The organism is Nocardia aegles (genome assembly GCF_052545135.1).
On sequence record NZ_JBQWRI010000009.1, the window covers coordinates 1 to 12604 of the forward strand.

The window sequence follows — 12604 nt, forward strand, 5'->3', positions numbered from 1 at the left end:
TAGGGGACCCAGACTCTGGGTCCCCTATCGGCGTTTGAGCACCTGTTGGAGCTCCAGCGAACCAGCCGTCCCCGCGCCCCACCGCGGGAACGTGATTGAATTTGTGGGGGAATACCGACTTCTTACGGAACAAAGAAAGGGAGCACCGTGCCGGAACAAGACGACGATCGGAGGCCCTTCCGGCGCGGCGCTCCCGATTCCGGGTCCGGCCGGCGCGGCGACAGCCAGGACGCGGGCCGCGGCGAGGGGTTCAACCGTCGCGGTGACTCGGGGCAACGCGGTGGCTACAGTCGCCGCGGCGAATCGGGCGGTTACGGTGCCCGGGACAGCTCGTCCGAGCGGGGCTCTTTCCAACGCCGTGATAATTCCGGCGGGTTCGATCGTCGCGGAGACAGCGGTGGTCGCGACAAGGGCGGGGGCGAGCGCGGGGGATTCGGACGCCGGGACTCCAACGACCGGACCGGTGACGCCGGTGGCTTTCGCCGTGGCGGCGACGCGCCCAAGCGCGGTGGTTTCCACCGCCGGGACGAGCCCGCGGGCCGTGGTGGTGCCGCCGGTCGAGGTGCCGCACCTGGGGAGCGAGGCGGTTTCCGGCGGTACGAGGATTCCGACCAGCGCGGTGGCTCCAAACGCCGGAGTGAATCAGGAGACCGGCGCGATGAATCGCGGGGTGGCTTCCGCTCGGGCGGCGAATCCGGTACTCGCGGCGGGTTCCATCGGGGTGACTCCCCCCGCGGTGGATCGGACCGTCGTGGTGACGATTTCGGCGATCGAGGTGAAGCCCGCCGCGGTGATACCGGCGAGCGGGGCGGGTTCAAGCGTCGTGGCGACTTCGACGATCGCGGTGACGCTGGACGGCGTCGTGAGTCCGGTTTCCAGCGCCGCGATGACGATCACCGTCGCCAGGCACCGGAACGTCAGGGTCGGCGCGCGGACCGCGAGGATTCGACACCGCGTGGCGAGTCGCCGCAGGAACGTCGCCGGGGCGGCGAAGGTGCCCGGGTCGGCGGAGGTCGTTCGCTCGACCGCCGACCGCCGCGGCCGGAGGAACCCGATCTCCCGGATGACGTGCAGGCGACCGATCTCGATCCCGCCGTGCGGCGTGATCTGCTCAGCTTGGACAAAGGCAATGCGGAGACGGTTGCCCGGCACCTGGTGATGGCGGTGCGTCTGCTCGACGACGATCCCGGGCTCGCTCTCGCGCATGCCAGGGCGGCGCGGCAGCGCGCCGGGCGGATCGCGGTCGTGCGCGAAACCGCAGGAGTGGTCGCCTACCACGCCGGGGAATGGGCGGAGGCTTTGTCGGAGCTGCGTACGGCGCGCCGGATGTCCGGTGGTTCCGGGCTGCTGGCCGTCATGGCCGACTGTGAGCGTGGCCTGGGGCGTCCGGAACGCGCGATCGAACTCGGTCGCAGTGACGAGGCGCGTGCCCTGCGCGGCGACGACGCGGCCGAACTGCGCATCGTCGTGGCAGGCGCGCGCATGGACCTCGGCCAGTACGACCAAGCCGTCGTGACACTGCAGACCTCGGATCTCGACCCCTCCCGGACAGGTTCCGCCGCGGCCCGCCTCTTCTACGCCTATGCCGACGCACTGGTCGCCGCGGGCCGCACCGACGAGGGCCTGACCTGGTTCCTGAACGCCGCCTCCGCCGACTTGGACGGAGAGACGGACGCCGAGGAACGCGCCGCCGAACTCACCGGAGACAGCGACATCTGATCCTGCTGTGCAGGCAGCGGGTGCGGCCTGCACCGACTCCTCCTGAGGGCGTTGTCGTCGGTGTCCTCGACCGGACAGGTCTGGATCGGCCACAGTGCAGGAGGCGAGGCGGTTGCGCCGTGTGTAGTTGGCACCCTGAGCGACGACACGAAACCCCCTAGCGGATCCGAGGACCGAAACGCGGCACATCGCGAGCCTTCCAGTGGACGCCTGTAGCGGCAGCGGAATCCCGGTTGCCACCGACACCCGTAGTCATCGTTGCTCACCACGGCGTTGCGCTGGCGCCTGTGCTCCGGTGCGGCGAGAGTGGCTGACGCCACGTCTTTTCGGTCCGCTCGCCGGCGTAGTGTCGATGTCTCGGACTCGCCGGGCGGAGGGTCCGGCGGTGATGAGTCGGCACGGCGCCGATCGGTGACACGGAGTGAGAGTGGTGTGAAGCGACTACGAGATCGCTACCGGGCCCTGCTGCTGGATCTGGACGGCACGCTGTATCGCGGTCACGAGGTGATCGAGGGAGCGCCGGAGGCGCTGGACGCGGCAGGGCAGGCGGACCAGCGGCTGGTGTACGTCACCAACAATGCCAGCCGCGGGCCGCGGGTGGTGGCCGCGCATCTGTCCGAACTCGGCTTCCCCGCATCCCCCGCCGACGTGGTCACCAGTGCTCAGGCGGCGGCGCGACTGCTGGCCGAGCGGCTCGAGGCAGGTGCGCACGTGCTGGTGGTTGGCACCGACGACTTGGCCGACGAGGTGGACGGTGTCGGGCTGCGGCCGATCCGACGCTTCGACGGTGACGCGCCCGCCGCTGTGGTGCAAGGACATTCACCCAGCACCTCGTGGCCGGACCTCGCCGAAGCAGCCTACGCCCTCCGTGCGGACGCACTGTGGGTCGCGGCGAATACCGACCGGACCCTGCCGAACGAACGCGGCCTCGCGCCCGGCAACGGAGCGATGGTCGCCGCGCTGCGTGCCGCCTCCGATCGGGAGCCGATCGTGGCGGGTAAACCATATGCGCCATTACTGGAGGACGCGCTCGTCCGGGCCGGTTCCCGCTCCGCTTTGGTGGTGGGTGACCGTCTCGACACCGATATCGAGGGCGCACACCGCGTCGGTCTGGACTCGTTGCTGGTACTCACGGGTGTCAGCACGCTGGACGAACTGCGCAAGGCGCCGGACGGGCAGGTCCCGACATATGTCGCCGACTCGCTCGACGCTCTCAATCATCCGGCCGTGGCCGCCGTGCCGGAAGCCGACCTCGGCGAGTTGCTCCAGCGCAACCCGGGCCGAGCCGTTACGGTCCGCGCGTCCGATTCGGAAATCCGATAGCGTTGACGCCACGATGACTACTCCTACGCCTCGTCCGAACGGCCCCGGTACGGCCGCCGGTGCGCCGGGTCCCCGCCCCGGTGTCCCGCTGCCCGGCCAGCACCTGCCCGGTGCGCAAGGGCACGCGGAGCCTGCCGACCCGGAACGTATCCGCGGCGAGGTCGACAGCCTGCTCGCCGAACTCGACTACCCCGGACGGCCCAGGGCCGCGGCCGACAGCGCCGAGGCCGGAGTCGATATCACCCGTCGCGCTCGGATCCTGGAGCAGGCACATGACGTGCTGGTACAGGCATTGGCCACGGTGGACAAGATCTGAGGTGGCCAGACGCGCGCGGGTGGACGCGGAACTGGTTCGCCGCGGGTTGGCGCGATCGCGGGAACACGCGGTCGAGCTGATCGGCGCGGGTCGCGTCCTGATAGCTGGAACGGTCGCGGTAAAGCCGGCGACCGCTGTCGAGGCAGGCACGCCGCTGGTGGTCCGAGCGGAGCCCGACGAGGTGTCGTGGGCCTCGCGCGGTGCGCACAAACTGCTGGGGGCGCTGGAGCGGTTCGAGCCGGACGGGCTGTCCGTAACGGGCAAGCGCTGCTTGGACGCGGGCGCCTCGACCGGCGGTTTCACCGACGTGCTGCTGGCACGGGAAGCGCGGGAGGTCGTCGCGGTCGACGTCGGCTACGGCCAGCTGGTCTGGCGCCTGCGCAACGACGAGCGGGTCCGGGTCTTCGATCGGACCAATGTGCGCAACCTGACGCCCGAAACCATCGGCGGCACGGTCGAGCTGGTGGTGGGCGACCTGTCGTTCATTTCGCTGAGTCTGGTGCTGCCCGCGCTGGCCGCGTGCGCCGCGCCGGGCGCGGACCTGTTGCCCATGGTGAAACCGCAGTTCGAGGTGGGGAAGGAGCGAGTCGGCTCGGGCGGCGTGGTGCGTGATCCCGCGTTGCGCGGCGAAGCGGTGCGCACGGTGGCGGCGGCGGCCGCGGGGCTGGGCATGCGCACCGCCGGTGTCGTGGCGAGCCCGCTGCCGGGCCCGTCGGGCAATGTCGAATACTTCTTGTGGCTGCGCAACGACGGGCCGTTCGAATACGACGCCGAGCAGGTCGCCGAACTGGTCGAGCGTGCGGTTGAGGAGGGTCCACAGTGAACGCGCCGGCCCAGCCCTGCGGCCGGGAGATCTTGCTGGTGTCGCATCCGGGTCGCGCGGAGATCATCGAAACCGCCCACCGGGTGGCGAAGATCTTCGCTGACGCGGGCATCTGCCTGCGCGTGCTCGCCGACGAAGCGGACAGCACGCGGTTCGAATCCGGGCCGGGTGGTTTTCCGGTGCGCGTGGTCGAGCACAGCGCGCAGGCGGCGGTCGGCTGCGAGATGGTGCTCGTGCTCGGTGGGGACGGAACATTCCTGCGTGCCGCCGAGTTGGCGCGCCCGGCCGGGGTGCCGGTGCTCGGGATCAATCTCGGCCGCATCGGTTTTCTCACCGAGGCCGAGGCCGAGCACTTGGACGATGCGCTCGCTCAGGTGGTCCGGCGCGATTACACGATCGAGCACCGGATGACCATCGACGTCACGGTGCGGGTCGAGGACGAGGTCGTCGAGAGTGGATGGGCGCTGAACGAGGCGAGCATCGAAAATGCGTCGCGTATGGGCGTTCTGGAGGTTGTGCTGGAGGTCGACGGCCGCCCGGTGTCGTCGTTCGGTTGCGACGGCATCCTCATCTCCACCCCTACCGGATCGACCGCCTACGCCTTCTCCGCCGGCGGTCCGGTGGTGTGGCCGGAATTGGAAGCGTTGCTGGTGATTCCGAGCAACGCCCATGCCCTGTTCGCGCGACCGCTGGTGACCAGCCCCGATTCCCGGATCGCGGTCGAGTCCGTGGCGACCGGACACGATGCGATAGTTTTCCTGGACGGCAGGCGCACGCTCGCATTGCCCAGCGGTGGCCGGGTCGAGGCGGTTCGCGGCGCTCGACCGGTGCGCTGGGTGCGGCTGGACTCCGCACCGTTCGCCGACCGGATGGTGCGCAAGTTCCAATTGCCCGTGACAGGCTGGCGTGGCCGACGGCGAACGGAGAGCACAAGTGCTGACAGAGATCAGGATTGACGGGCTTGGCGTCATTTCCACGGCGACCGCGCAGTTCCACGCGGGACTGACCTGCCTGACCGGCGAGACCGGCGCGGGCAAGACCATGGTGGTGACCAGCCTGCATCTGCTCAGCGGTGCGCGCGCGGACGCGGGCCGGGTCCGGCTCGGCGCGTCCCGTGCCGTGGTCGAGGGCCGGTTCACCATCGACGAGGTCAACGACGCCGCCCGCGCCGAGGTCGCGCAGGTGCTGGAGGCGGCCGCGGCCGAGCAGGACGACGATGGCAGCGTCATCGCGATTCGCACGGTCGGCAGCGACGGGCGCTCGCGTGCGCATCTCGGTGGCCGCGGCGTGCCCGCTGCGGTGCTGGCCGATTTCACCGCGCCGTTGCTGACCGTGCACGGCCAGAACGATCAGCTGCGTCTGCAGCGCCCCGACCAGCAGCTGTCGGCGCTGGACCAGTTCGCGGGCGACGCGGTGGGCGCGTTGCTGCGGAAATACCAGGTGCTGCGCCGATCATGGCTCGACGCCCGCACCGAACTGCTCGAACGGACCGCTCGCAGTAGGGAATTGGCCCTCGAAGCCGATCGGCTGAAGCACTCGCTGAACGAAATCGACGCCGTCGCGCCGGAACCCGGCGAAGACGTGCGCATCGTCGACGAGGTGCGCAGGCTCAGCGATCTGGACTCGCTGCGGGAGGCGGCGGCCACCGCGCACGCCGCACTGGCCGGACCCGCGGACACGCCCGAAGACGGTTCGAGCGCGCTGGAGGCGCTCGGCGCCGCGCGCGCCCGCATCGAAGCCGCCGACGATCCGGCGCTGGTCGCGCTCGCGCCGCGCCTGGCCGACGCCATCGCTGTGGCGGTGGACGTGACCGCCGAGCTGAGCGGATACCTCTCGGATCTGCCTTCGGATCCGGGTGCGCTGGATTCGCTGCTCACCCGGCAGGCGGAATTGAAGACGCTGACCCGCAAGTACGCGCCCGACATCGATGGCGTACTTGCCTGGGCGCAGGAGGCGCGCACGCGGCTCGGCTCGCTGGACGTCTCCGAGGAGGCGCTGGCCAAGCTGGCCGCCGAGGTGGACATCGCCGCCGAACGGGTGGGCCAAGCGGCGAAGAAGCTGAGCGCCGCGCGGACCAAGGCGGCGGGCAAGCTGGCCACCGCGGTGAGCGCCGAACTGGGCGGTCTGGCGATGGGCAAGGCGCGTCTGGAAGTGGAGGTGCGGCCGGTGCCCGCCGGTGCGCAGGACTCGGCGCCGCTCACCATCGACGGCAAGCAATTGCACGCGGGGTCCACCGGCATCGATGAGGCCGAGTTCCGGCTGGCGGCGCATTCGGGGGCACAGTCGTTGCCGTTGAGCAAGAGCGCGTCCGGCGGTGAGCTGTCCCGTGTGATGCTGGCGCTGGAGGTGGTGCTCGCCGGGTCCGATCACGGAGCGACCATGGTGTTCGACGAGGTCGACGCGGGCGTCGGCGGGCGTGCCGCGGTGGAGATCGGTCGCAGGCTGGCCCGGCTGGCGCGCACCCACCAGGTGATCGTGGTGACCCATTTGCCGCAGGTGGCGGCGTTCGCCGACACGCATCTGGTGGTCGACAAATCCGACGACGGCAAAGGCACCGTCAACAGCGGAGTCCGTGCGCTCACCAACGACGAGCGGGTGGTCGAGCTGGCACGTATGCTGGCCGGTCTCGACGACACCGAGACCGGCCGGGCGCACGCGGAGGAACTGCTGGCCACGGCGCGCGCGGAGAAAGCGGGTGCCGAGGTGGCGCGCTGAGCGCGCCGGTCAGCGCACTGCCTTCTGCGCGCCCTTGATGAACTGGCCGATCAGGTTCTGCAAAGCGAACTCCAGCACCTTCGCGGGTATCGGAAGCGACGGGTCGGACTCCATCGTGTAGGAGACCAGGGTGCCGTTGTCGGCGTCGGCGAAGGTGACGATGCCGACGTGCCGTTTCACCGGCGCGCCCTTGACGATCTTGTACTCCATCCGTTCGCCGGGAACGAGCGCGGTGATCTCCTCCGTGACACCGATCGGGCCGAAGCCGATCAGATGCTGGGCGCCGACGCCTTCCCGCTCCGTCAGGCCGGGTTTGACCAGCTTGACCTGGACCGGAAGGTAGGGGCTGATGCTCTCGCGGTCGACGAAGAGGCGGTATACGACCTCGCGCGGGGCGCCGATGACGGCGTCGACGGTGGTGCCGGCCATGAATTCTCCTCTTCAGTTACGTGTGACCGGCAGCATATAACTGCGGCGGGCGCGGCGCGGTGATCGTGCTGTCCCCACCACCGTCGGCGGCGAGGCGTCCGGGTGGCAGGTTTTCCACGCCGCCGATGCCACGATCGCGTGGTGCCGTTGTCGATAACGCGCCGCGGCGGGCGACCAGCGCGTCGGCGTCCCGATCTACTAGTGATGTCCGTGCGAGGGCCTGTGATGATGCGGAGCTGATCGTCGGACTTGTGGATGGCCTAGCGCGGATGAGCGGTCTACTGACTGGTTTTGGTGATCTTGTCGCCTAACGCGTCGTCGATGTCCATAATGTCCGATTCATCATCTACTATTGATATCAGTAGGTGAACGGCGGGTGAATTCCGTCGGATAGCCGGGAAGCGTCGAGGCGAAGGGGTCATCATGCGCAATGTTCTGCCAGTGCCGATCGAGACCGGTTCGGCAACCGGGCGATGCCGGGGGCGATCGAAACCGGGAGCGTTCGCGCTGATCATCGCCGGTCTCGCCGTGGGGACGGTCGTCGCCGCGGGTGGCGCGGGCGCGGAGTCGTTGTCCCGCACCGACCACTCGGGACGCTCGGGCTCGCACGGCGACTCGACGGGGTGGCACCGGATCGATCCGTTCGGATACCGGCACGCCGACCCGAATCCGCTGCGGCAGAACGAACACCAGCGTGCTCTGCGGGAGTATCACCGGCAGAACAAGCCGCGAGCCGAGGAAAGCGGTGTCGGCAACGGCACGGGCGAAACGGCCTGGACCCGGACGCAACGTCCCGACGGCAGTGGCTGGACCGTGTGCCGCCCGCACGCGAAGTGGTGCTGATCGCTTCCGGTGACAAGTAGCTAATAATTCGCTGAAACTCGCCATTGTGCTGTTATAGGCCAACGATGGGGCGCGCGGCAGAGTTCGCAACTTGATTGCTAGTGGATTCAACCGCGGTGGTATCCATGCGGGTTCGCCTTCAGTCTGATTTGAGGAATCCGCTGAACAGAGCTGAGGGCGCGGATCGATCGAGCAAGCTCGAGGCGGTTGGATCGGTGGGCGACAGTGATTGCCATCTCATAGCTTGCTGCTGAAATAGAGCTGAGTAAGACGGCGCGCCTCCAGCAATGGTTGAGGGTTTGCGGTCATCATTCGCTCCATGAAGATGCCGGCGCTGTTGTCGAAAAACACCGAAACGCTTCCTGGTCTGATCGGGACGGCCCGGGTGGATCGCAACACCCGGCGGCTGCTCGGCCGGGTCGGGCCGGGCGATGTCGTCGTCCTCGACGAGATGGACCTCGATCGGATGACCGCCGACCGGTTGGTCGAGGCGCGCGTCGGCGCGGTGATCAATACTTCGCCGTCCATCTCCGGCCGCTACCCGAACCTGGGACCCGAGGCGCTCGTGGCCCACGGAATCCTGCTGCTGGACACGGTGAGTTCGGATGCGTTCAAGAAGATCAAGGACGGTGTCAAGGTCCGCGTCGACGGCGGCGTGGTCTACGCCGACCGGCTGATCAAGAAGGAGCCGGAGGTGCTCGTCGAGGGCATCGAGCTCACCGGGCCTGCCATCGCGGAGCGGATGATCGAGGCGCGCAACGGCCTGGCCGATCATCTCGAGGCCTTCGCGGGCAACACCATCGAGTTCATCCGCACCGAGAGCGCGCTGCTCATCGACGGGTTCGGCGTGCCGGAACTGGATCTGGTGGTGAAGAACCGGCACGTGGTCGTCGTCGCCGACGGTCCGGATCACGCGGAGGATCTGCAGCGGCTCAAGCCGTTCATCAAGGAGTATGCCCCCATCCTGATCGGCGTCGGCCGTGGCGCGGACACCCTGCGCAGGCGTGGGTACCGGCCCGACGTCATCGTGGGAGATCCCGAGGAGATCACCACCGCCACCATGAAGTGCGGCGCCGAGGTGATCCTGCCCGCCGACACCGACGGCCACGCCAAGGGGCTCGAACGCATCCAGGACCTCGGCATCGGCGCGACGACCTTTCCGTCCTCCGGTTCGGCCGCCGATCTGGCGCTGCTGCTCGCCGACCATCACGGCGCCGCGCTGATCGTCACCGCCGGAGCGCCCGCCTCGCTCGACGACTTCTTCGACCGGGGACGCCGCGACAGCAACCCGGCTACCTTCCTGACTCGGCTCAAGGTGGGCACGAAGCTGATGGACGCCAAAGCCGTGGCCACCCTGTACCGCAACCGTGTGTCCGGGGTGGCCGTCGCGCTGGTGGTGCTCGCGGCGCTGGTCGCGGTGATCGTCGTGGTGCTGGCGTCCAACAGCGGCGGGGACGTACTGGACTGGGGTGTGGACCTCTGGAACCGCTTCGCGCGGTGGTCGCAAGGGCAAGCCGGAGCTTGGGAATTCTGAGGGAGAACGATGATTTCGCTGCGCCAGCACGCCATCTCGATCGTCGCGATCTTTCTCGCGCTCGCGATCGGTGTGGTGCTCGGATCCCAGACGCTCGGCGCCGATCTGCTGTCGGGATTGCGGGCTGACAAAGCCGATCTGCGGCAGCAGGTCGACACCCTGACCGAGCGGAACCGGCTGCTCGGCGAGCAGACCACGGCCGCCGACCGGTTCATCGCCGGTTCGTCGGGTCGGATTCTCGGCGGTGCGCTGGCCGACCGCAGCGTCGTCGTGTTCACCACTCCGGACGCCGATCCCGGGGACGTCGACGCGGTGACCAGAGCGCTGGCGGCCGCGGGCGCGGGCATCACCGGCCGGATCGCGCTCACCGAGGCATTCATCGACGGCAGCGAGGGCGATCGGATGCGCACGGCCGTCACGAACGTCATTCCGGCCGGAGCGCAACTGCGTACCGGCGCGGTGGACCAGGGCAGTATGGCCGGAGATCTGCTGGGCCTGGTGCTTTTGCTCGATCCTGCCAGCGGGCAAACCCGGAGCACCCCGGAGGAGCTCGATCTGGTCCTGGCGACCCTGCGCGGCGGCGGCTTCCTCGCCTACGGCGACACACCGGTGCGGCCCGCGCAGCTCGCGGTCGTGATCACCGGCGACGGCGCTACCGCCCGGGACGGCGCGGCCCAGGACGGCGCCGGCTCGAATACCGCGCGCTTCGCGGGCGCCTTGCGCGGCCGCGGTGCGGGAGTGGTGCTCGCCGGTCGCGCGGGCGCGGCCGACGGGCAGGGGCCGATCGCCGTGGTCCGCGCCGACGCCGCGCTCGCGGCGCAGGTGAGTACCGTCGACAATGTCGAGCGCGAGCTCGGCCGGGTCACGACCGTGCTGGCGCTCACCGAACAGCTCAACGGTGGGTCCGGCCGCTACGGCACCGGTGCGAAGGCCGCCTCGCTCACTCTGGCCGTGGTGCCGGGTTGATCGGTCGCACGGACGTCGTCGGCGACGCGCCGAAGTCGCGCTGGTCCCGGCCCTGATCGACGGCTGACGCGAGTCTTCGGCGCCGGCGCACGATGACCGCGGCGCGATCTGCCGCGGTCCGGCCGCGACGGCAGGCAGGGACGCCCGCGATCGGCGGGCAAACGCGCGTGGCATTCGAACGGACGGGCGGATTCGTGTTACCGTGAAGACCCGTGGGTCAAACACGGATTCAGGCGCGAACGGAAACGAAGCATATCTTCGTCAGCGGTGGTGTCGCCTCCTCATTGGGTAAGGGCCTGACCGCCTCGAGCCTAGGTCAGCTGCTGACGGCGCGTGGGCTGCGCGTCACGATGCAGAAACTCGACCCGTATCTGAACGTCGATCCCGGCACGATGAACCCCTTCCAGCACGGCGAGGTGTTCGTGACCGAGGACGGCGCGGAGACCGACCTGGACGTCGGCCACTACGAGCGCTTCCTCGACCGGGACCTGTCCCGGGACGCGAATGTGACCACCGGGCAAATCTATTCGTCGGTCATCGCCAAGGAGCGCCGCGGTGAATATCTCGGCGACACGGTGCAGGTGATCCCGCACATCACCGACGAGATCAAGAACCGGATCCTCGCGATGCGCGGGCCGGATCTACAGGGCCAGACCCCGGACGTGGTGATCACCGAGATCGGCGGCACCGTCGGCGACATCGAGTCGCAGCCGTTCCTGGAGGCCGCCCGCCAGATCCGCCACGACGTCGGCCGCGACAACGTCTTCTTCCTGCACGTGTCGCTGGTGCCCTACCTGGCGCCCTCCGGCGAGCTGAAGACCAAGCCGACCCAGCACTCGGTGGCCGCGTTGCGCAATATCGGCATCCAGCCCGACGCGCTGATCCTGCGCTGCGACCGTGAGGTTCCGCAGGCGCTGAAGAGCAAGATCGCGCTGATGTGCGACGTCGAGGTGGACGCCTGCATCTCCACACCCGACGCGCCGTCGATCTACGACATCCCGCGCGTGCTGCACCGGGAGGGCTTGGACGCCTACGTGGTGCGCAGGCTGGGCCTGCCGTTCCGCGACGTGGACTGGACCGTGTGGGGCGACCTGCTCGACCGGGTGCACTCGCCGCGCGAGACGGTCGAGGTCGCGCTGGTCGGCAAGTACATCGACCTGCCCGACGCCTACCTCTCGGTCACCGAGGCGCTGCGCGCGGGCGGGTTCGCCTCGCGGGCCAAGGTGAACATCCGCTGGGTGCCCTCCGACGAGTGCGAGACCCCCTCCGGCGCGCAGCACGCGTTGCACGACGTGGACGCTGTTCTGATCCCCGGCGGATTCGGCGTCCGCGGCATCGAGGGCAAGGTCGGCGCGATCCGCTACGCGCGCATCCGCGGCATTCCGCTGCTCGGCTTGTGCCTGGGATTGCAGTGCGTCGTGATCGAGGCGGCGCGCACGGTGGGGCTGGCGGAAGCCAACTCGGCCGAATTCGAACCGGACACGCCGCACCCGGTCATCTCCACCATGGCCGATCAGGAGCAGGCCGTGGCAGGGGAGGCCGATCTCGGCGGCACCATGCGGCTGGGCGCCTACCCGGCCAGGCTGGAGAAGGGCTCGGTCGTCGCCCAGGCCTATGGCAGCGAGCATGTCTCCGAGCGTCATCGCCACCGTTACGAGGTGAACAACGCCTATCGGGACAAGGTCGCCGAGAGCGGCTTGACGTTCAGCGGCACCTCGCCGGACGGGCACCTCGTGGAGTTCGTCGAGCTGCCTGCCGACGTGCATCCGTTCTTCGTCGCCACGCAGGCGCACCCGGAGTTGAAGAGCCGGCCGACCCGCCCGCATCCGCTGTTCGCGGCGTTCATCTCGGCGGCGCTGAGATACAAAGCGGCCGAACGACTTCCGGTGGACATTCCGGGCGAAGAATTGGCGGGAGCGGCGGAACAGGCGTAGTG

At 69.1% G+C, this 12604-nt stretch carries 10 protein-coding genes and 1 pseudogene; 10 read left to right on the plus strand and 1 reads right to left on the minus strand.

Going from position 1 to position 12604, the window contains the following annotated elements; genetic code table 11:
• Nucleotides 1–636 precede the first annotated feature (636 nt).
• The 6 genes and pseudogenes from ACT89H_RS22675 to recN all read left to right on the plus strand — a co-directional run.
• Nucleotides 637–1719: pseudogene (locus ACT89H_RS22675) on the plus strand (tetratricopeptide repeat protein); the annotation flags it as partial.
• A 432-nt stretch (nucleotides 1720–2151) separates the two neighbouring features.
• The gene (locus ACT89H_RS22680; protein WP_445110660.1) at nucleotides 2152–3042 is read left to right on the plus strand and encodes an HAD-IIA family hydrolase; all 891 of its coding nucleotides are present in this window, start codon (nucleotides 2152–2154) and stop codon (nucleotides 3040–3042) included.
• Between the two features lie 13 nt (nucleotides 3043–3055).
• Nucleotides 3056–3358 (plus strand): hypothetical protein, encoded by a 303-nt coding sequence (locus tag ACT89H_RS22685; protein ID WP_445110661.1) that lies wholly within the window; start codon nucleotides 3056–3058, stop codon nucleotides 3356–3358.
• Between the two features lies 1 nt (nucleotide 3359).
• Nucleotides 3360–4181: a TlyA family RNA methyltransferase gene (locus ACT89H_RS22690; protein ID WP_445110662.1), complete on the plus strand. Its 822-nt coding sequence runs from the start codon at nucleotides 3360–3362 to the stop codon at nucleotides 4179–4181.
• Nucleotides 4178–5137, plus strand: coding sequence for an NAD kinase (locus tag ACT89H_RS22695; RefSeq protein WP_445110663.1), 960 nt, complete (start codon nucleotides 4178–4180; stop codon nucleotides 5135–5137). Before ACT89H_RS22690 ends, ACT89H_RS22695 begins: the two co-directional genes overlap by 4 nt.
• Nucleotides 5115–6896, plus strand: a complete 1782-nt coding sequence (gene recN / locus ACT89H_RS22700) for a DNA repair protein RecN (RefSeq protein ID WP_445110664.1) — start codon at nucleotides 5115–5117, stop codon at nucleotides 6894–6896. The genes ACT89H_RS22695 and recN overlap by 23 nt, the downstream gene beginning before the upstream one ends.
• Nucleotides 6897–6905: 9 nt before the next feature.
• On the opposite strand, the gene ACT89H_RS22705 is transcribed toward recN, so the two are convergent.
• A complete protein-coding gene (locus tag ACT89H_RS22705; RefSeq protein WP_445110665.1) occupies nucleotides 6906–7325 on the minus strand; it encodes an SRPBCC family protein in 420 nt (139 codons plus the stop codon).
• Between the two features lie 423 nt (nucleotides 7326–7748).
• Here ACT89H_RS22705 and ACT89H_RS22710 point away from each other — a divergent pair, with 423 nt between their 5' ends.
• The 4 genes from ACT89H_RS22710 (at nucleotide 7749) to pyrG (ending at nucleotide 12602) form a co-directional block, all read left to right on the plus strand.
• Nucleotides 7749–8168 carry a hypothetical protein gene (locus ACT89H_RS22710; protein ID WP_445110666.1) on the plus strand — a complete coding sequence of 140 codons (420 nt, stop codon included), beginning with the start codon at nucleotides 7749–7751 and terminating at the stop codon, nucleotides 8166–8168.
• Between the two features lie 319 nt (nucleotides 8169–8487).
• A complete protein-coding gene (gene steA, locus ACT89H_RS22715) occupies nucleotides 8488–9702 on the plus strand; it encodes a putative cytokinetic ring protein SteA (protein WP_445110667.1) in 1215 nt (404 codons plus the stop codon).
• A 9-nt stretch (nucleotides 9703–9711) separates the two neighbouring features.
• Nucleotides 9712–10668, plus strand: coding sequence for a copper transporter (locus ACT89H_RS22720; RefSeq protein ID WP_445110668.1), 957 nt, complete (start codon nucleotides 9712–9714; stop codon nucleotides 10666–10668).
• Nucleotides 10669–10880: 212 nt separating this feature from the next.
• On the plus strand, nucleotides 10881–12602 hold the full coding sequence (gene pyrG / locus ACT89H_RS22725) for a CTP synthase (RefSeq protein WP_445110669.1): 1722 nt from the start codon (nucleotides 10881–10883) through the stop codon (nucleotides 12600–12602).
• Nucleotides 12603–12604: the final 2 nt, after the last annotated feature.